Genomic DNA, 19,496 nt, shown 5'->3' on the forward strand with positions numbered 1-19,496 from the left:
CGATGCTCGTGCTCGCCCGCGAGGTGGTGCTCCCTGCCGACTGCCTGCCCCTCGCGGCGGAACTGGCTGGGGTTTCGCTCCCGGCGGCGCTCGCGCCCGATCCGCTTTGGCGCGACCCCGAGGAGATGCGCGCGTACCGCGAAGCCGCGGTGAGCGCGATGGCCGACCAAGGTGTGTGGGGGCGCGGCGGTCTGGACGAGACGTTCGTCCGGACCATGACCGTGTTGTGCCGTGGGGCCAGCGAGCTGTCGGCGACCGTCGAGAGCGGGCGGGACCGGCGGTATCGGCTGGTCGTCGCGGCCTCGAACAAGGACGCGGTGCTCGCCTGCCACATGCCGTCCACTAGCACGGTCGTGTTGCGGCCGGCGCGAGCCGAGGCGCTGGCCGAGGATTTGATCCGGGAGTTGCCGCGCGTCCAGCCCGCGCAGGGGCAGGCGGTGTCGGTGCCGGAATCGGCGTTGAACCTGGCGATCGACGGCGGCCCGGCGCGGCAGGACGTCCGGCATCTGCTCGACGTCGCCGCGTTGCCGAGGGCAGGCGGCGGGCAGATCACCGCGGCGGTTCGCGACGGGCTCGGCGGGCGGCGGATCAGCGGGCGCGACATCTGCACGTATTACGACACCGAGCACGGGCGCTACCTGTTCTCGTTCTCCGAAACCGACGGCGGCGAGCGGTACGTGAACGTCGCACCGGCCCGGTACGAAACGATGGTCGAGCGGGTGCGCGCGCTGCTCGATAATCTCGCCTGAACCTGGGTACCCCTGACAATCAGGATCTGTGAATCGCGTCGCAGGTGGCGAGCGCCACAAGGCGGTACGGTGCGGTTCCAGGTGCCGGTGACGCAGGAGGTCCGCGAAAGTGCCCGATCCGCTGTTTCCCGCAGTCGCCGCCGGATCCGGCAAGGAAGCGCTGCGCTTCGGCGACCGAAAACTCACCTACGCCGAACTCGGCGCGGTCGCCGGGGCGCTGGCCGCCGAGCTGCCGCGGGACCGCCGGGTCGCGGTGTGGGCGACGCCGACGCTGCACACCAGCGTCGCGGTGGTCGCCGCGTTGCTCGCCGGGGTTCCGGTGGTGCCGCTCAACCCCAAGATCGGCGAACGCGAACTCGGCCACATCCTCGCCGACAGCGAGCCCGCGCTGGTGCTCGCCGAGCCCGGCGTCGAACTGCCCGCCGCGCTCGACCTGCCGCGGCGCGACATTCCGCTGGAGGGCGACGGGAAGCCGCCGGCCAGCGAGCCGGACGCCGAAGCGCCCGCGTTCATCGTCTACACGTCCGGCACGACTGGTCCGCCCAAGGGTGTCGTACTCCCCCGCCGCGCGATCGCGACCACGCTCGACGCGCTCGAGGACGCCTGGCAGTGGACGGCCGACGACGTGCTCGTCCACGGCCTCCCGCTGTTCCACGTCCACGGCCTGATCCTCGGCATCCTCGGTCCGCTGCGGCGCGGCGGCTCGGTCCGCCACCTCGGCCGGTTCTCCCTCGAAGGCGTCACTGCGGAACTCGCGAACGGCGCGACGATGCTATTCGGCGTCCCGACGATGTACCACCGGATCGCCGAAGCGGTCGCGACCGACGAAGCCCTCGCCGACGCGCTCAAGTCCGCGCGGCTGCTGGTCTCCGGCTCGGCCGCGCTGCCGGTCCACGACCACCAGCGGATCACCGCCGCGACCGGACAGCAGGTCGTGGAGCGCTACGGCATGACCGAAACGCTGATGAACACCAGCGTCCGCGCCGACGGCGAGCGCAAGCCGGGTTCGGTTGGCGTCCCGCTCGCCGGGGTCGACCTGCGGCTGGTCGACGAGACCGGGGCCGCGGTCGAGGAGCCCGACGCGGTCGGCGAGATCCAGGTCCGCGGGCCGAATCTGTTCACCGAGTACCTCAACCGCCCGGACGCGACCGCCGCCGCGCTCGACGGCGGCTGGTTCCGCACCGGCGACATGGCCACCCGCGACCCCGACGGCTACGTCCGGATCGTCGGCCGCAAGGCCACCGACCTGATCAAGAGCGGCGGCTACAAGATCGGCGCGGGCGAGATCGAGAACGCGCTGCTGGAACACCCGAACGTCGCCGAGGTCGCGGTGACCGGCGAACCGGACGACGACCTCGGCGAACGGATCGTCGCGTGGGTCGTGCCGGACGGCGAACGCCCGACGGTCGAGCAACTCGCCGACCACGTGTCGAAGCTGCTCGCCCCGCACAAGCGGCCGCGCGTCGTGCGATACCTGGATGCGTTGCCGCGCAACGACATGGGCAAGGTCATGAAGCGAGCGCTGGGATGAGGACGACCGCGCGCGAGCTGCTGGCCGGCCTCTCCGCCGGGTTCACCGATCTGCCCGTCGCGGACACTCCGGCGGACGATCCGCTCGGCTGGCCGGGGTATCCGGAAGCTCGGGCCGCAGCCGCCGCGCGCACGGGCGAAACCGAATCGGTGGTCGTCGGGGAAGGCCGCGTCGGCGACGTGCCCACGGTGCTGATCGCCTGGGAGTTCGGCTTCCTCGGCGGTTCGATCGGGCAGCAAACCGGCGATCGCGTCGAAGCCGCCTTCGCGCACGCGAAAGAGCGTGGACTGCCCGTGGTTTCGCTGGTCGCGACGGGCGGCAGCCGGATGCAGCACGGCATGCGCGCGCTTTCCCAGCTCCAGCGAATCGCGCGCGCCGCCGCGGAAGCACGCGCGGCGGCGGTCCCGCAGATTTCCGTTCTGCGCGACCCGTCCACCGGCGGCGGCTGGGCGACGCTCGGTGCCGGTTCCGACGTCGTGTTGGGACTGCCAGACGCCCAAGTGGGCTTCGCTGGCTCCCGCGTACGGCCTGCGACGTCGCCCGCAGAGGCGTACACCGTCGAAGCGAAGCTTGAGTGGGGCCAAGTCGACCGTCTCGTTGAGACAAATGAACTGGGCGACGTACTCGCGCGATGGCTACGGCTGTTGGCTTCTCCGTCGACAGAGCCCGCTCCCCCGCCAAAAGCCCTTCGCAACGCCGCGCTGCCCGAAACCGGCTGGGACGCTGTACGAGCGGCGCGCGCCTCTTCGCGAGCGCGCGCACTCGAGTACCTCGACGCGTACTTCGACTGGCGAGAGAACGTACAAGGCGACCGTGCCGGTCACGTGGACGAAGGCGTCCAATGTGGCTTCGGCTGGCGAGACGGCCGCGCGATCGCGTACGCGGCACAGTGCGGCACCGCGACGCGCCCGGCAGGTTTCCGCACTGCGGCACGACTCGTCCGGCTGGCGTCCCGACTAGGGATTCCGGTGCTGACTCTGGTGGACACTCCCGGCGCGGCGAACGACGCGGAAGCGGAAGAAGGCGGGATCGGACCAGCGATCGCGGAGCTGTTCGAGGCGATCACCACCGCCGCGGTGCCGGTCACGACGCTGGTGATCGGCGAGGGCGGTTCCGGCGGCGCGCTGGCTTTCGCCGCTGAAGGCACGACGTGGATCGCCCCGGACGCCTACTTCTCGGTCACTTCCCCGGAAGCCGCGGCGGCGATCCTGAAACGCCCGATGACCGACGTGCCGGCCGTGGCCGACCAGCTGCGGTTGCGTCCGCAGGACCTGGTCGGCCTCGGCCTGGCAGCCGGGATCGTCGAGTCCTAACGGGTCACGCCTCGACGGCGCGGACCCGCCACTTGCGCTGCGCGTAGGACGCGAGGGTGGCCGCTACAGCGACTCCCGCGGTTGCACAGCTTGCGATGGCCACGAATACTGCCGTCATTGCGGCTCCTCCTCACGGGTTGCGCGCGTCGAATGCCGTCGGCGAATCCGGATGATCCGCTGGCCGACGCGTGCGAGTTGATGGGGTTTTACAGGTATCTACCTGCTACAACGCATGGTCCCCGGTCTGCGTTACCTGCGCTACCCCCGAGCGGGAGTGAGACGTGTCACGTTAGGCTTTGGACCGCTCGCGGTAGGTGATGTCAGGGGCTCTGCGCAGTGAGTCCCGAAAACGCGAAGGGAGCGATGTGACAGAGGCAGCAGACGGGAGGGGGCCGTCGGGCGGCGCCACCGTCACGGACGACGCGACAATGCGCCGGGCGGTCGGCGCGGCCGCGGTCGGCAACATCACCGAGTGGTTCGATTTCGGGGTCTACGGCTACCTCTCCACGACCATCGAGGCACAGTTCTTCCCGCCCGGCAATCCCGCGCTGGCCCAGCTCGCGACGTTCGCGACCTTCGCGGTGGCGTTCCTGGTGCGTCCGCTCGGCGGCCTGTTCTTCGGCCCGCTCGGCGACAAGATCGGCCGGACCAAGGTGCTCGCGGTGACGGTCATCCTGATGGCGACCGGCACGTTCCTCATCGGACTGATCCCGTCGTACTCCTCGATCGGGCTGGCCGCGCCGATCCTGCTGGTGTGCGCGCGGGTCCTGCAGGGCTTCTCCACCGGCGGCGAGTACGCCGGCGCGATGACGTTCATCGCCGAGTACAGCCCGGACCGCCGCCGCGGCTACTTCGGCAGCTTCCTGGAGTTCGGCACCTTCATCGGGTACGCGCTGGGCGCGACCGTCTCGTCGGTGCTGCCGCTGGTTTCGACGCCGGCCTTCATGGACACCTGGGGCTGGCGGATCCCGTTCATGGTGGCGCTTCCGCTCGGCATCGTCGGGGTCTACCTGCGGACGAAGCTCGAGGAGACGCCCGCCTTCCAGCAGCTGCTCGACGAGTCGGGCAAGCGCGAGGACGCCGAAGCCAAGCACGTGGTCCGCACGATCTTCGCGAAGTACTGGCCGACGATGCTGCTGGCCGGCGGGCTCGTGGTGACCTGGAACGTCACCAACTACATGCTCACCAGCTACATGCCGACCTACCTGAAGGACGACCGCACGATGTCCGCGAACGGCGGGCAGGCGATCTCGGCGACCGCGGCGGAATGGCTGCAGATCGGCGTGCTGTGGCTGGGCGTGCTGCTCATCCCGCTGCTCGGCAGGCTCAGCGACAAGGTCGGCCGCAAGCCGATCCTGTGGGTCGGCGCGGGCGGGCTGATCGTGCTCGGCCTTCCGATGGTGCTGCTGCTCAAGAGCGGGTCGCTGATCTCGGTGCTGCTCGGCCTGGTCCTGATGGGACTGCTGCTGATCTGCTTCTCCTCGACCTGCCCGTCGACGCTGCCCGCGTTGTTCCCGACCGAGGTCCGCTACGGCGGGCTGTCGATCTCGTTCAACATCTTCGTGTCCGCGTTCGCCGGGACGGTGTCGCTGGTGATGAGCGCGCTGGTGCTGGCGACCGGGGATCTCAAGTGGCCCGGGTACTACCTGATGATCGCCGGCGTGGTCGGTGTGATCACGCTGCTGAAGCTGAAGGAGACCGCGAAGAGGCCGTTGCCGGGGTCTTCTCCGTCGTTGTCCGCTTCGGAGGACGCGGCGGCCAAGGCCGGCCAGTAACCGCCTGACGAGCTGAGAAGGGCCCCTCGCGTTCGAGGGGCCCTTCTTGGCGTTCAGGCCGCTTGCAGCTCGTCGTGGCGGGTCAGGCCACGTCGGAGGAGTTCGCCGTCCAGGTGTTGCACTGCTGGGTGCGGTTCTTCGTCGCGCCCTGGCGCCACCAGGCGATGGAGTGCTCGTCGGTGCCGTGGTCGCGAGGACCGTCGCCGTGGTCCCCGCGGTCCTCGGAGTCCCAGGCCTCGTTGTAGATGTTGCGGTCGATCGACCCGCCCGCGCTCGACGACGCACCGAGGAACATGCCGGAGAAGCACTGCGCCTGCAGTTCCAGACGGCGGGACAGCTCCAGCCCGGCGGCGGAGTCGGCGCCCGCGTCGTACCGCTGTTCGCTCATCGCATCCTCGACGCCGGACAGGTTCTGCACGTGGTGCCCGTATTCGTGGGCCAGCACCGCGAGGTAGATGCCGGGATGCGCGCCGTACTGCTCGATCTGGAGCTTGTCCATCGGCATGTAGATGGTCTCGTTCGTCGGGCAGTAGTAGGCGGCGAAATTGTCGCCGGACGAAGTGCACGGGCTTTGCATCTGGCCGGACTGCGCGACCACCAGGTTCGGGCCCTCGAACGGAAGGCCCGCGTCGCCGAGCACCGGCGCCCACACCGTGTTCAGGCAGCGGATGCCGGACTGGAAGAACCGTTCCGCGCCTGCCCGGTCCGAACCCCAGCGGCTGAGCGTGCACGCCACGTTCTGCAATCCGGCGTCGGCGCTGGCGAACAGCGGGTTCCGCGCGGTCTCCTTCACCGGTTGCGGGCCGCGGGGCGCCGGCGGGGCCTCGGACGCCGGTTCCGAGTCGCTGGTGGTTTCGCGGGTTTCCCTGGTTGTCGAGGCGGTCGTGGCCGAAGTGCTGCTTTCGGTGGTGTACCGGGTGGGCGACGTTTCCCTGGAGATCGGGGAATACGTCGGCGGCGGGGTGCTCGCCGCGTCGACGCGCTTGTCTTTGTGCACGGCCGCACCGAGCGCTGCCAGTCCCCCGACGACCAGCACGATCGCGCCGAGCACCGACACCAGCACGATCACCCCGGTGTGCGATTTCTTCGGCGGTCGCTCGGCGCGATAGCCGTCGAGCCGGGCACCCGCACCGAATGCCGGCGCGGGCACGCCAGGGGACGCAGCGAATGGTCCCGGCGCCGGAGCGACCTGCGGCGGCGGCAACGGCGCGGCAGGCGGCGGCAACGGAACTGCCGGTCCGGCAGCGGGATACGGCGGCCCGGGAGGGAACTGCGGTGCCGGCGGAACCGGCGGCCCGCCCGGAAACTGCTGTCCCGGCGGCATCCCCGGCCCCGCCACCCCTCCGCCTGACATCCCGGCGCCCGGCGGCATCCCGGGCGGCAGCGGCCGCGGCGGCGGGAGCGGGGCGGCTCCCGGCGGCACCGGATAAGGACCGCCTTGCGGTGGCCAGGTCATCGTTCCCCCTGCGATTGCGTGATTCGCGTAATCCGGCTTTTTTTCACTGCCGGGGCACCCAGCCTAGCCGGTGTGCTCTAGGCTCTGCTGCCGTGGCGAGGAAATGGGTTTCCGCGGCGGCGATCGCGGCATTGGCGGTGCTATCCGGCGCGAGTCCGGCGGCGGCCTTCTCCGGAACCGGGCGGCATTCCGAGAATGCGCAAGCGTCCCCCGAAGCGACTGCGGAAATCGCACTTAAACTGTTGCGCGACGGCGGCTTCCAGGTCACTGAGAAGGTGACTGTCCCCGGTGGACAGCGGTTGGTGTCCACCTTGCCGTTGCGGCTGCCCGCCGACGACGGGCAGGACCTCCGCTACACGGTGCGGGACGCGAAGGCCACCGGCGGCGGCGCCGTCGCGCAAGCCGACGACCAGTTGACGCTCACCTTCGGCGCGGGCGAATCCACCGTCGTCTACACCCTCGCCGGCGCCCTCGCCGACCAGGGCGGCGGCCAGCAGGTGCGCGCACTCGTCGCGGGCGGCTTCGACCAGCCGGTGAAGGAAATCAAGGCGTCCTTCCTCGCCCCGGCCCGCCAGATGGCACCGGTGACCTGTTCGATCGGCGCGAACCAGCCGTGCACGCTGTCCGAGGTCGACCACACCGGCGTGCTGCGGCTGCAGCAGAACGATTTGCCGCCGGGCGCGCGGATGGAACTGTCGGTCGGGCTGCCGCCGGGAACCGCACCGGCGAATGCCGATTTCGTGCCGGCCAGCGCATTGGCGGCGGCATTCTCGCTCACCTTGCCGTCCGTCATCGGCTTCGCCGTGGTTGCCGTTTTGCTGATTGCCGCCGCGCTATTCGTATGGCGGCGCCGAAAGCAAGACGAACTCGCGACCAGCACCGGCGATACCACAATCGAAGTTCTGTTGCGGGAAAACGGCCGAACTTGGTTCGCTTCTCCGGACGGGGTGCTTCCCGGGCAGATCGGCACCGTGATGGACGAGTCGGTGGACCCGGTGGACATCGCGGCCACCGTCGTCGATCTGGCGGTGCGGAATTACCTGTGGCTGGCCGAGCTTCCCGGTCCGGACTGGCAGATCTCGCGGCGGAACCCGCCGGACGAGCACCTGCGCGATTTCGAGCGGGTGGTCTACGAAACTCTGCTGCCGGAAGGAACCGACACCGTCCTGCTGTCCCGGCTGAGCGAACTCGACGCGGCACCGATCCAGGACTCCATGTACCGGGACGTCGTTGCCAGCCAATGGTTCTCGCGTCGTCCGGACACCTCGCGCGGGGTGCTGGCGCTGCCCGGCATCCTGCTGTTCGTGCTCGGCTTGGTCGCGACGGCGGTGCTTTCGTTCACCGTCGGGCACGCGCTGCTGGGCGTCGCGGTCGCGCTCGCCGGCCTGGGTCTCGCCGCGGCTCGCGCGCTGCTGCCGTCCCGCACCGCCCGCGGCCGCGCGGTCGCCGGCCAGATCCGCGGGCTGTTGCGCTACCTGCACCGGGTGCGCGCGGAAGACATCGAACGCCCGGCGGACCGCGAGATGGTGTTCTCCCGTTCTCTGCCGTACGCGGTGGTGCTCGGCGACACCGAACGCTGGCTCGGCGCGTTCGCCGACTTGGACCCGGACGCCGACGGCCAAGCCGGCCTCTCCTGGTACGGCGGCGTCGAACAGGACGATGACCTGCGTCGCTTCGGCCCCCGGCTGCTGGCCTTCCTGGCCGCGCTCAACCACGCGCTGACGAAGGAACCGTCGAAAACCGGGTCGTAGCGGAGTGCCGGACGGGAAGCGCTAGGCGGCTTGCAGCTCGTCGACCCGGGTGGTCCAGGAGCCGTGCGGTTCCAGCACGACGGTCCGGGTGTCGTCGTCGTGCCGGGTCAGGCGGACGACCAGGTGGTCCTCCGACAGCCGCTCCGCGCTGCCCTCGCCCCATTCGACGACCACGGCGGACGATTCCAGGTCAGTGTCCAGATCGAGGTCGTCCAATTGGGACAGATCGCCGCCGAGCCGGTACGCGTCCACGTGGATCAGCGGCACCCCAGCCGCCCCGGCGGCGTGCACCCGCGCCAGCACGAAGGTCGGCGAGCTGACCCGTCCGCCGACCCCGAGACCGTCCGCGATCCCTCGGGTCAGCGTGGTTTTCCCGGCGCCGAGCGGACCGTCCAGCAGCACCACGTCGCCCGCGCGCAGGGCCGCGCCCAGCGTCCGCCCGAAGGCCATCGTGTCCTCGGGGGTTTCCAGAATCACTTTGTCCACCACCAGTTTCGCCGGTTCGGCGCGGCGCTGCCACCACAGCGCTGCAGCAGGTCGATGAGATGGCTGTTCACCAGCTCGGGCTGTTCGAGCTGCACCATGTGCCCGGCTCCGCGCACGCGCACCAGCTCGGCGTCCGGCAGCTCCGCGGCGATGCGCTCGGCGTGCGCGAACGGCGTGAAGCGGTCCGAATCGCCGCCGATGACCAGCACTTGCGCGTGGTTCAGCCCGGCAAGCACCGCGTAGCGATTGTGGCTGCCGAGGGTGTCCACGAAGTTGATCAGGCCGCGCACCGGCGTCACCGCGAGCATTTCGAGCATGAAGTCGACCAGCCGCGGCGAGACGTCACGGCTGCCGAACGCGAGCCGGCGCACTGCCTGCCGGGTCAGCTGACCGCCGGCCGCGCGGACGAACTCCACCAATCCGGGTTGCCACCCAGCCAGCTCGCCGACGCCGCGCGTAAGCGGGTTGTACTTGGACAGCAACGGCCTTGGTAACCCGCGCGCGCCGACTTCGCCCGCCGCGGTCGCGATGAACGCGACGCCGCATACGCGGTCCTCGAAGAGGTCTGGCCGTTGCGCGGCCAGCTCCATGATCACCATGCCGCCCATGGAATGTCCCATGAGGACGATCGGCCCTTCGGGCACTATCGCGCGCAGCACGCTGTCGAGGTCGTGCGCGAGCTGTTCGATCGTCGAGGTCTCCGTGGACGCTTCTCCGGACAGGCCGTGACCGCGATGGTCGAAGTAGACCTGCCGTACGCGCGGCAGCCGCAGTGAAGCGACGTCGCGGCGTTGGAAGTGCCACGAGCGCCGCGAAAGCGCGAAGCCGTGTACGCCGACGAGAGTCAGCTCTGGCTGCTCGCCGTCCTCAGGATCGATCTCCTCGACAGACAGCGGCGTACCGTCTTCCGCCGCGACAGTGGACGTCCGGTCCGGCTTCAGCTCGCCCAACGGCTCGTCGGCGAACGGATCTTCGGTCGGTTTGCGTTGCTGCGACGCGACAACTGCCGCTGCCGCACCCGTCACTACCGCTCCGACTCCGCCGACGATCGCCCACAGTCGCGCCGAAGGAGTCACGCCCGCTCCCCCACGTACCGGCGGTGCACGCGTGGCCGGTACATCGAGGTGACGATCTCGTAGTCGATGGTGCCGATCTTGTCCGCCCACTCGCGCGCGGTCGGCTCTCCCGAGCGGCCCGATCCGAACAGCACCACTTCGTCGCCCACGGCGGGCACGTCCTCGTTGCCGACGTTGACCACCAGCTGGTCCATGCAGACCCGCCCGACGACCGGCCGTCGCTTCCCGCCGAGCCAGACGTCCATCCGGCCGGACAGCGTGCGCGGCACCCCGTCGGCGTATCCGGCGGGCACGAGCGCGAGCGTGGTGTCCTCGTGCGCGGTCCAGGTGTGTCCGTAGGAGACGGATTCGCCTGCCGCCAGCGGCTTGGTGAGCACCACGGTCGACCGGAAGGTCATCACCGGACGCAGGTCGTCGTCGGTGGGCACCGGGTTGAGGCCGTACATCGCGATGCCCGGGCGGACCATCTCGAAGTGCAGGTCCGGCCTCGTGAGCGTGGCCGCGGAGTTCGCCAGGTGCCGGATCGGGTCGAGACCGGCGGCGCGGGCCGCGTCGTAAGCCTCGGTGAACAGCTTCGCCTGGGCGTCGATCGACGCGTGCCCCAGCTCGTCAGCGCAGGCCAGGTGCGACCAGATGGCCACGACCTCGACGCCGCGCGCCTTGGCCGCCGCTTCGACCAGCTCAGGCCAGGCAGCGGGCGGGCAGCCGTTGCGGCTCAGTCCGGTGTCGATCTTGAGGTGCACGCGGGCGCGCTTCCCGGCCCGCTCCGCGGCGGCGTCGACCCGGGCCAGCTCGCCGAGGGAACTGACGCCGAGGTCGATGTCCGCCTCGATGCCGGGCGTGAAATCCAGCTCCGGCACGTCCAGCCAGCTGAACAGCCGCACGGACAGACCCGCGGCCCGCAGGTCGAGGGCTTCCCGCAGCGAGCAGGTGCCGAGCCAGCTCGCCCCTGCCTCGACCGCGGCGCGGCCGACCGGGACCGCGCCGTGGCCGTACCCGTCGGCCTTGACCACGCACATCACGGCCGCGCCGGGGGCCCGGGCGGCCAGCAAGGAAACGTTGTGGCGCACTGCGCCGAGATCGACCACGGTCTCGGCGTGCGGAGAACTGGCAGTCATAACGACTGCCAGTTTCCCACGCTATCGGCTCAGGAGAGACGCTGCCCGGACGTGCCGGAGAACACGTGCAGCTCGTCCGGACGGATCCGCAGGTGCAGGGTGTCGCCCATGCCGGGGGGCGTACGCGGGTCGACGCGGGCGACCACGTTGCGTGACGAACCCTCGGCGCTCTCCTCGACGCCGGCGCCGAGCTTGCCGTAGACGTAGGCGTCCGAGCCCAGCTCCTCGACCAGTTCGACCTTGATCGGCAGCGAGCCGGCGGTGTCGGTGGTGACCTCCAGCGACTCCGGGCGGAAACCGATGGTGACCGTGTCGCCGTCGGCCGCGGACCGGACCTCGGGCTTGAGCGGCACCTGCACGCCGCCGACCTCGGCGCCGTCCGCGGTGAGCTTCGCGGCGACCAGGTTCATCGCCGGGGAGCCGATGAAGCCCGCGACGAAAACGTTTGCGGGCCGGTCGTACAGGGCGCGCGGGGTGTCGCACTGCTGCAGCAGACCGTCCGACAGCACCGCGACACGGTCACCCATCGTCATGGCCTCGACCTGGTCGTGGGTCACGTACACGGTGGTGACGCCGAGCCGGCGCTGCAGCGCGGCGATCTGCGTACGGGTCGAAACGCGCAGCTTCGCGTCGAGGTTCGACAGCGGCTCGTCCATGAGGAAGACCTGCGGTTCGCGCACGATCGCGCGGCCCATCGCGACGCGCTGGCGCTGACCGCCGGACAGCGCCTTCGGCTTGCGGTCCAGGTACTGCTCGATGTCCAGCAGCTTCGCCGCGTCGAGCACCTTCTGCTTGATCTCCGACGCGGGCCGCCCGGCGATCTTCAGTGCGAAGCCCATGTTCTGCGCGACCGTCATGTGCGGGTACAGCGCGTAGTTCTGGAACACCATCGCGATGTCGCGCGAACGCGGCGGCAGCTGGGTGACGTCGCGGTCGCCGATCCAGACCGCGCCCTCGTCGATGTCCTCCAGGCCCGCGAGCATCCGCAGCGCGGTGGACTTGCCCGACCCCGACGGCCCGACCAGCACGAGGAACTCGCCGTCGGCGATCTCCAGGTCCAGCGCGTCGACCGCGGGACGCTCGGTCCCGGAGTAGCGCCGGGTCGCCTTGTCGTAGGTGATGCTGGCCATCGGTCAGTCCTCTCCCAATTTCGCGGAAACCCCGTGCGCGGCCTCGCGCGCCTCGAGGTGGCGTTGCTGGATCTCGATGCCCGCGGCGCGCAGCGCCCCGGTCGGCTCGCCCAGTTCGAGCCGGTTTTCGGTTCCGTGCCAGGTCGGCGGCTCAGCGGTGCCCGCGAGCGCCCAGGCGGCCTGCCGCGCGGCGCCGAGCGCGACGTACTCGCCGACCTCGGGGATCACGACGGGCAGGCCGAGCACGATCGGCGCGATCGCCCGCACCGCGGCGGACTGCGCGCCGCCGCCGATGAGCAGCACGCGCTTCACCGCCATGCCCTGCGCGCGCACCGCGTCGAGCCCGGCGGCCAACCCGCAGACCATGCCCTCGACGGTCGCCCGCGCGACGTTCTCCGGCGTCATGTTCGCCCTGGTCAGACCGTGCAGCGAACCGGTCGCGCCGGGCAGGTTCGGGGTGCGCTCGCCGTCGAGGTACGGCAGCAGTGTGAGCCCGCCCGCACCCGGTTCGGCGGACAGCGCGAGCCGGTCGAATTCGGCCAGGTCGACGCCGAGCATCGCCGCGCCCGCGGTGAGCACGCGCGCGGCGTTGAGGGCGGCGGTCAGCGGGAGGAACCGGCCGGTGGCGTCGGCGAATCCGGCGACCAGGCCGCTCGCGTCCGCCGCGCCGGTCTCGGTGACGCCGAAAACCGTGCCGCTGGTGCCGATCGAGATCACCGCGTCGCCCGGGGCCAGTTCGAGCGCGAGGGCGGCGGCCATGTTGTCGCCGGTGCCCGCGGAGACGAGCATGCCGTCGCTGGTGTGCCCGGCGACGTCGGACGGGCCGAGCACCGTCGGCAGATCCGGGGTGCGACCGCCGAACGCGTGCGCGAGGACGTCGTGCCGGTAAGTGTTGTCCGTCGGCGAGAAATACCCGGTGCCGGAGGCGTCGCCGCGATCGGTGACCGCGGTTTCCGGGCGACCGAGCAGCCGCCAGGTCAGCCAGTCGTGCGGCAGCAGAACGCGCGCGACGCGATCGGCGTTCTCCGGTTCGTGCTCGGCGAGCCAGCGGAGCTTGGTGACGGTGAAGCTCGCGACCGGCACCAGGCCGACCGACTTCGCCCAGACACCGGGTCCGCCCAGTTCGTCGGTGAGGTCCTTGGCCGCCTGCGCGGAGCGGGTGTCGTTCCACAGCAACGCGGGCCGGACGACCTCGCCCGCCTCGTCGAGCGTGACCATGCCGTGCTGCTGCCCGCCGACGCCGATCGCCTTGACCCCGTCGAGCACGTCGCGAGTGGCGTCCGCAAACGCTTGCGCCCACGCTGCGGGGTCGACCTCGGTGCCGTCCGGATGCGGTGCGCGACCCGTGCGCACGACCTCGCCGGTGCGTGCGTCGCAGACCACGACCTTGGTCGACTGGGTCGACGAATCGACCCCGGCCACCAGCTCAGCTGTCATAGGGCTGCCCCTCCTCGACGTACTCCGCGGCCTCGACCGCCGTGCCTTCGTTCAGCGCCGCCTCGATCTCCTCGGTGGGAGTGGCTTCGCTGGTGATCAGAAGGTCGTAATCGCCGACAGTGCCGTGCGCGTACGTCGCGGTGCGGCCGAACTTCGAGTGGTCGAGCACCAGCACATTGCGGTTCGCGGCGCGCAGCACGGCCTTCTTCAGCTCGGCGTAGTCGCGGACCGGGTGGAACAGCCTGCCCACCGCGACCGCGCTCACCGAGACGAACGCGATGTCCACGCGAATGCGCTCGAGCAGCGCGAGGACGTCGGGACCGGAGCAGGAGTCGTACTCGGGGTGGTAATGCCCGCCGGCGAGGACCACGTCGACGCCGGTGCCCAGCAGCCGCGCGGCCTGCAGCGAGTTGGTGATGACGGTGAGGCGCTCGACCCGGGCCAGCCGCTCGACCAGCGGGAACAGCGTGGTGGAGTCGTCAACGAACACCGCCTGGCCGGGCTCGACCTGCTGGATCGCGAGGTCCGCGAGGGCTTCCTTCTCGGCCGAGTGCAGCGTGAACCGGCTGGCGGTCTCCATGGTGAGCGCGGGATACGCCTCGACCTTGCCGCGCAGCTTCCGGAGCAACCGCTTGTCGGCGAGTTCGTCCAGGTCGCGGTGCATCGTCATGAGGCTCACGCCGAACCGCGCGGTGAGGTCGTCGATGCGGACTTCGCCCTGGTCAATGACGTAGTCGAGGATGTCCTGCCGCCGCTGCTCCACTGCGGCGTCGGACGGGCGCGTCTTCGGCCGTCCTGGCGTGTCTCGACTCACATCTTGTTCTTACCAGATATCGCGAGCCGAGTTAACACGTAACTCGATAACTATGCGGTCGCGCGAACCAATCGGAGCGCGGCGGGGATGGCGTCGACCAGACCCGACGCCGACGTCGGCACGTCATCGGCGGCGAGCGCCCCGGCCAGCGAATGCACCTGCGCGGCGGCCGCGGCGGCCAGCCACGGGTCGAGCCCGGCGGCGAGCAGCGACCCGACCAGGCCGGTCAGCACGTCGCCGGAACCAGCGGTAGCCAGCCACGACCCGCGTGGGGTGTTCACCGCGACACGGCCGTCCGGGGCGGCGACGACCGTGCAGTGGCCTTTCAGCAGCACAACCGCGTCGTACTTCTTCGCCGCTTCCCGCGCCGCGGCGACCCGATCCGCGCCCGGGCGGCGGCCCATCAGGCGTTCGTACTCGCCGGCGTGCGGGGTGAGCACGAGCGGAGTGTCCGGGTCGCGGGCGTCGAGGACTTCGGGGGTGTTCGCGATGATCGTGGTGGCGTCGGCGTCCGCGCAGACCGGGACGCCCTGGCCGAGGATGTGCCGCAGGATCTCGCGACCCTCGCCGCCGGTGCCGATGCCCGGGCCGACCACCCACGCCTGCACCCGGCCCGCGTCGGTGACCGAGCCGGTCGCGACGATCTCCGGCCAGCGCGAGCGCACGACGTCCGCGGCGTGTCCGGCGTAGCGGACCATGCCCGCCGTCGCACGCACCGCAGAACCGGACGCGAGCACCGCCGCGCCGGGGTAAGTCGCCGATCCGGCCGCGATCCCGACTACGCCCTGGGTGTATTTGTCGTCCTCCGGACCGGGGATCGGCCACGCCTCGGCGACGTCGGCCAGGTCAAGGCGCCGCAGATCCGGCTCGTCCAGCCAGGGCCGCAGGCCGATATCCACCAGCACGACCTCGCCGCATTCCTCCGGGGCCAGCACGTGCACGGGCTTGAGCGCCCCGAAAGTGACCGTGCGCGCGGCGGTGACGTGCGGACCGTCGACCGCGCCGGTATCCGGGTCGACGCCGCTCGGCAGATCCACCGCCACTACCGGCGCTTCGATCCGCGCGACCAACTCGGCCGCTTCCGGACGCAACGGGCCGCGAGCCGAAATGCCGACGATGCCGTCCACGACGACGTCCGCCCGTTCGATCCACTGTGGACTGTCCGCTATGGACACCACGCGACCGCCGGATCGCCGCAGTGCGGCCAATCCCGCCGGATGAGCCTTCTCCGGCTTCAGCAATACCGCGGCCACCGCGACCCCGCGCCGACGCAGGAAAGCGCCAGCCCACAACGCATCGCCGCCATTGTTGCCCGAGCCGACCAGCAGCACCACCCGCCGACCGGAGACGCCGCCGGTGTCCTCGGCCAGCAACCCGGCCACTTCGGCGGCGAGGCCGAAGGAGGCGCGGCGCATCAGCTCGCCGTCCGGAGTGCGCGCGAGCAGCAGGTCCTCCGCCGCGCGAATCCGTTCTGTAGTCCAGATTCCCTGCACGGCGGCGGCTCCCTACTCCACGGTGACGGACTTCGCCAGGTTACGCGGCTTGTCGATGTCGTACCCGCGCGAACTCGCGATCTCCGCGGCCAGCACCTGCAGCGGAACGGTGGAAACCAGCGGCTGCAGCAGCGTCGGCACCGCGGGCACCTCGATGAGTTCGTCGGCGAACGGGCGCACGGTCTCATCGCCCTCCTCGGCGATCACGATCGTGCGCGCGCCCCGCGCCTGGATCTCGCTGATGTTCGACACCAGCTTCGAGTGCAGCACCGCGCGGCCCTTCGGCGACGGCATCACGACGACGACCGGCAGGCCCTCCTCGATCAGCGCGATCGGACCGTGCTTCAGCTCGCCCGCCGCGAAACCCTCCGCGTGCATGTACGCGAGTTCCTTCAGCTTCAACGCGCCTTCCAGCGCCACCGGGAACCCGACGTGGCGGCCGAGGAACAGCACCGCGCGCGAGTCGGAAATCCGCCGCGCGATCTCGCGCGTCGGCTCCACAGTGGACAGCACCTTCTGCACCGCGGCCGGCATCGCTTCCAGCTCGGCGAACTCGCGGGCGACCTCGTCCGGGTACTTCGTGCCGCGCGCCTGCGCCAGCGCGAGGCCGACGAGGTAGTTCGCGGCGATCTGCGCGAGGAACGCCTTGGTCGACGCGACCCCGATCTCCGGCCCGGCGTGCGTGTACAGCACGGCGTCGGACTCGCGCGGAATCTGCGCGCCGTTGGTGTTGCAGACCGCCAGGACGCGGGCCTTCTGCTCGCGCGCGTGCCGCACGGCTTCGAGGGTGTCCGCGGTCTCGCCGGACTGGGAGACGGCGACGACGAGCGTGTCGCGGTCGAGAACCGGGTCGCGGTAGCGGAACTCCGAGGCCAGCTCCACCTCGACCGGCAACCGGCACCAGTGCTCGATGGCGTACTTGGCGACGAGCCCGGAGTGATAGGCCGAACCACAGGCGATGACGAAGACCTTGTCGACGTCGCGCAGGTCCTGGTCGGAAATGCGCTGCTCGTCGAGGATGATCCGGCCGGCCTCGAAGTGCCCGCGCAGCGTGTTCGCCAGCGCCTCCGGCTGCTCCTCGATCTCCTTGAGCATGAAGTACTCGTGGCCGCCCTTCTCGGCGGCCGACAGGTCCCAGTCGACGGTGAACGGCTTGGCCTGCGCGGCGTCGCCGTGGAAGTCGGTGACCTGGTAACCGTCGCGGGTGATGACGACCAGCTGGTCCTGCCCCAGTTCGACGGCCTCGCGGGTGTGCTCGATGAACGCCGCGACGTCGGAAGCGACGAAGTGCTCGCCCTCGCCGACCCCGACCACCAGCGGCGACGACCGGCGCGCGGCGACGATCGTGTCCGGCTCGTCCGCGTGCGTCACGACGAGGGTGAACGCGCCCTCCAGCCGTCGGCACACCGCGGCGACGCTGGCCGGCAGGTCGCCCTTGGTGTCGCCCTCCGCGTAAGCGAGGGAAACCAGGTGCGCGGCGGTTTCGGTGTCGGTGTCGCTGGCCATCTCGATGCCCGCGGCCTCGAGCTCGGCGCGCAACGCGGCGAAGTTCTCGATGATCCCGTTGTGCACGACCGCGACGCGGCCGGTGGTGTCCCGGTGCGGATGCGAGTTGCGGTCGATCGGAGCCCCGTGCGTGGCCCAGCGGGTGTGGCCCATGCCCGCGGTGCCCTCGAACGCGTCGCGGCCGACCTCGTCGAGCCGGGCCTCCAGGTTGGCCAGCCGGCCGGCCTTGCGCTCGACGGTCAGCGCGCCGGCACCGTCCAGCACCGCCACGCCCGCCGAGTCGTAGCCCCGGTATTCCATGCGGCGGAGCCCACCGAGCACGACGTCCAGAGCCGGGCGGTGTCCGACGTATCCCACGATTCCACACACGCGAACTAGCGTAACGAGACAAGTCCAGTCCCCTACTCCGGTCCCTAGAGCGGGGTTTTCAATGCCGCTGAGCTGGGCGGGCGACGTCCCGGACAACCGTTGACCGGGTCTTCGCGCAGTGTGGCGGCCGCCCCCTAAACCGATCGGGGTGGCGCACCGGGCCGGGGAAGGGCACGGGCAGTAAGGTCACGCGCATGGCCAGCAAGCCCAAGCAGCTGCTCACGGAGCTGTCCCACCCGGGACCCCACGAGGTTGTGCGCGGCAACCTCGCCCTGGTCGGACTGCCCGGCGTCGTGTTCACCCCGCGCCAAGGCCTTGGCCTGCCCGCCATCGCGTTCGGGCACGGCTGGATGCAGCCGACCACCCGCTACCGGCAACTCCTGCACCACCTCGCGAGCTGGGGCGTGGTCGCCGCGGCCCCCGCCACCCAGCTCGGCCCGCTCCCGTCGCACCGCCTGCTGGCCGGCGACCTGCTGACGACGCTCGACGTCGTCACCACGGTCCGCCTCGGCCCGGACGGCATCAGCGTCGACCCGGAGAAACTGGGCCTGGCAGGCCACTCCACCGGCGGCGGTTCGGCAGTGCTGGCAGCCGCCCAGTCCGCCGGAGCAGGCGACGACGCCCGCCCGAAGGTCCGCGCAGTGGCGACGGTAGCCGCGGCACAGACCTTCCCGCCCGCGACGGACGCCGCGAAGCTGATCAGCGCCCCCGGCCTGCACCTGGCCGTGGACGGCGACCTGGTCGCCCCGGCAGTCGGCCACGCAGACGCGATCGCCCAGGCGTGGGCCGGTCCGGTGCAACTGCGGACGCTGGCGAAGTCATCCCACCTCGCGGTGACCGAGGGCAGGCACTGGAGCCAGCTGCTGCTGCACGGCAAACCGCAGCGGGCGACTCAGCAGCTGACGAAGGCGCTGTTCACTGCGTTCTTTCTCACGCATTTGACCGGGACGGACAAGTACCTGCCGCTGCTGGACGCGGATGTGAAGCGGGCGCCGATCGAGGTTCCGGAGGACGAGGAACCGGCTGCCTGATCAGGTAGCCAACCAGTCGGTGTTCGTGAAGTCGTCCTCGTCGTGGTGCACGCCGCGACGATGCCGCCCCGACGGAGCCGCGGGCGGTGCCGGAACGGGAGCAGGCGGAGGCGTGCTCGGCCGCTGCGGAGCAGGCTCGGCCGCCGGGTAGTCAGCGCGACGTTCCTTCTCCGCTTCGTCGTCTTCGAAATCGAAGCTGACCTCGCCCTTGGCCTTGTCGCCGACCGTCGACTCCATCACCCAGCCGCCGGCCTTCGCCGCGCGACGAGCGCTCTCCTGCACGCGGACGATCACCTGGCCGACCGTGCGCAACTGCTTGTCGCTGGCCTCTTTGCTTTCCTTGAGGTCTTTCCGGACCCGGCTGCCGATCAACGCGAGCCGTTCCTCCGCCTCGCGTTCGATCTGAGCCATCTTGTGGCGGAATCCCGCCCCCAGGTCTTCGCTGCTCACCGCGTCCTCCC

Annotated in this window: 16 protein-coding genes; 6 read left to right on the forward strand and 10 right to left on the reverse strand. The window is 70.7% G+C overall.

What is annotated here, in order from left to right; translation table 11 throughout:
- The first annotated feature begins 2 nt into the window (after positions 1 to 2).
- From DMP23_RS30195 to DMP23_RS30210, 4 genes are all read left to right on the forward strand, one after another.
- A complete protein-coding gene (locus tag DMP23_RS30195; protein ID WP_134670360.1) occupies positions 3 to 749 on the forward strand; it encodes an ESX secretion-associated protein EspG in 747 nt (248 codons plus the stop codon).
- Positions 750 to 858: 109 nt separating this feature from the next.
- On the forward strand, positions 859 to 2,280 hold the full coding sequence (locus DMP23_RS30200) for an acyl-CoA synthetase (RefSeq protein WP_337823211.1): 1,422 nt from the start codon (positions 859 to 861) through the stop codon (positions 2,278 to 2,280).
- On the forward strand, positions 2,277 to 3,593 hold the full coding sequence (locus DMP23_RS30205; RefSeq protein WP_337823212.1) for a carboxyl transferase domain-containing protein: 1,317 nt from the start codon (positions 2,277 to 2,279) through the stop codon (positions 3,591 to 3,593). The genes DMP23_RS30200 and DMP23_RS30205 overlap by 4 nt, the downstream gene beginning before the upstream one ends.
- Positions 3,594 to 3,958: 365 nt before the next feature.
- Complete coding sequence (locus DMP23_RS30210; protein ID WP_337823213.1) at positions 3,959 to 5,368, forward strand: MFS transporter; 1,410 nt, start codon at positions 3,959 to 3,961, stop codon at positions 5,366 to 5,368.
- 82 nt (positions 5,369 to 5,450) lie between these two features.
- Here DMP23_RS30210 and DMP23_RS30215 read toward each other — a convergent pair whose 3' ends face one another.
- Positions 5,451 to 6,518, reverse strand: a complete 1,068-nt coding sequence (locus DMP23_RS30215) for a neutral zinc metallopeptidase (protein WP_337823214.1) — start codon at positions 6,516 to 6,518, stop codon at positions 5,451 to 5,453.
- Between the two features lie 398 nt (positions 6,519 to 6,916).
- Here DMP23_RS30215 and DMP23_RS30220 point away from each other — a divergent pair, with 398 nt between their 5' ends.
- Positions 6,917 to 8,575 (forward strand): DUF2207 domain-containing protein, encoded by a 1,659-nt coding sequence (locus tag DMP23_RS30220; protein WP_337823215.1) that lies wholly within the window; start codon positions 6,917 to 6,919, stop codon positions 8,573 to 8,575.
- Between the two features lie 21 nt (positions 8,576 to 8,596).
- On the opposite strand, the gene tsaE is transcribed toward DMP23_RS30220, so the two are convergent.
- From tsaE to glmS, 8 genes are read right to left on the reverse strand one after another with little or no spacing between them, the layout of a single operon-like run.
- Positions 8,597 to 9,052, reverse strand: coding sequence for a tRNA (adenosine(37)-N6)-threonylcarbamoyltransferase complex ATPase subunit type 1 TsaE (tsaE, locus tag DMP23_RS30225; protein ID WP_275291651.1), 456 nt, complete (start codon positions 9,050 to 9,052; stop codon positions 8,597 to 8,599).
- Positions 9,049 to 10,137, reverse strand: a complete 1,089-nt coding sequence (locus tag DMP23_RS30230; RefSeq protein WP_238608630.1) for an alpha/beta fold hydrolase — start codon at positions 10,135 to 10,137, stop codon at positions 9,049 to 9,051. The genes tsaE and DMP23_RS30230 overlap by 4 nt, the downstream gene beginning before the upstream one ends.
- A complete protein-coding gene (alr, locus tag DMP23_RS30235; RefSeq protein WP_337823216.1) occupies positions 10,134 to 11,255 on the reverse strand; it encodes an alanine racemase in 1,122 nt (373 codons plus the stop codon). Before alr ends, DMP23_RS30230 begins: the two co-directional genes overlap by 4 nt.
- 29 nt (positions 11,256 to 11,284) lie before the next feature.
- Positions 11,285 to 12,385, reverse strand: a complete 1,101-nt coding sequence (locus tag DMP23_RS30240) for an ABC transporter ATP-binding protein (protein ID WP_043835267.1) — start codon at positions 12,383 to 12,385, stop codon at positions 11,285 to 11,287.
- Between the two features lie 3 nt (positions 12,386 to 12,388).
- Positions 12,389 to 13,822: a xylulokinase gene (xylB, locus tag DMP23_RS30245; protein WP_043835269.1), complete on the reverse strand. Its 1,434-nt coding sequence runs from the start codon at positions 13,820 to 13,822 to the stop codon at positions 12,389 to 12,391.
- Positions 13,812 to 14,636, reverse strand: a complete 825-nt coding sequence (locus tag DMP23_RS30250) for a DeoR/GlpR family DNA-binding transcription regulator (protein WP_238608631.1) — start codon at positions 14,634 to 14,636, stop codon at positions 13,812 to 13,814. The genes xylB and DMP23_RS30250 overlap by 11 nt, the downstream gene beginning before the upstream one ends.
- 50 nt (positions 14,637 to 14,686) lie before the next feature.
- Positions 14,687 to 16,129, reverse strand: coding sequence for an NAD(P)H-hydrate dehydratase (locus DMP23_RS30255; RefSeq protein WP_238608632.1), 1,443 nt, complete (start codon positions 16,127 to 16,129; stop codon positions 14,687 to 14,689).
- A gap of 12 nt (positions 16,130 to 16,141) precedes the next feature.
- Complete coding sequence (gene glmS, locus DMP23_RS30260; protein ID WP_037816238.1) at positions 16,142 to 18,004, reverse strand: glutamine--fructose-6-phosphate transaminase (isomerizing); 1,863 nt, start codon at positions 18,002 to 18,004, stop codon at positions 16,142 to 16,144.
- A 194-nt stretch (positions 18,005 to 18,198) separates the two neighbouring features.
- Here glmS and DMP23_RS30265 point away from each other — a divergent pair, with 194 nt between their 5' ends.
- Positions 18,199 to 19,035, forward strand: coding sequence for a dienelactone hydrolase family protein (locus tag DMP23_RS30265; protein ID WP_337823217.1), 837 nt, complete (start codon positions 18,199 to 18,201; stop codon positions 19,033 to 19,035).
- Here the strand turns inward: DMP23_RS30265 and DMP23_RS30270 are convergent, their stop codons facing one another.
- Positions 19,036 to 19,485 carry a hypothetical protein gene (locus DMP23_RS30270; RefSeq protein WP_337823218.1) on the reverse strand — a complete coding sequence of 150 codons (450 nt, stop codon included), beginning with the start codon at positions 19,483 to 19,485 and terminating at the stop codon, positions 19,036 to 19,038.
- Between the last annotated feature and the right edge of the window lie 11 nt (positions 19,486 to 19,496).

This window comes from Amycolatopsis sp. A1MSW2902 (assembly GCF_017312175.1).
Classification (GTDB): Bacteria; Actinomycetota; Actinomycetes; order Mycobacteriales; family Pseudonocardiaceae; genus Amycolatopsis; species Amycolatopsis nivea.

Bases quoted from the DNA above. Each gene is read 5' to 3' on its own strand.
- DMP23_RS30195 (WP_134670360.1), top strand. From the start codon at position 3: ATGCTCGTGCTCGCCCGCGAGGTGGTGCTCCCTGCCGACTGCCTGCCC.
- DMP23_RS30205 (WP_337823212.1), top strand. From the start codon at position 2,277: ATGAGGACGACCGCGCGCGAGCTGCTGGCCGGCCTCTCCGCCGGGTTC.
- alr (WP_337823216.1), bottom strand. From the start codon at position 11,255: ATGACTGCCAGTTCTCCGCACGCCGAGACCGTGGTCGATCTCGGCGCA.
- DMP23_RS30240 (WP_043835267.1), bottom strand. From the start codon at position 12,385: ATGGCCAGCATCACCTACGACAAGGCGACCCGGCGCTACTCCGGGACC.
- xylB (WP_043835269.1), bottom strand. From the start codon at position 13,822: ATGACAGCTGAGCTGGTGGCCGGGGTCGATTCGTCGACCCAGTCGACC.
- DMP23_RS30265 (WP_337823217.1), top strand. From the start codon at position 18,199: ATGGCCAGCAAGCCCAAGCAGCTGCTCACGGAGCTGTCCCACCCGGGA.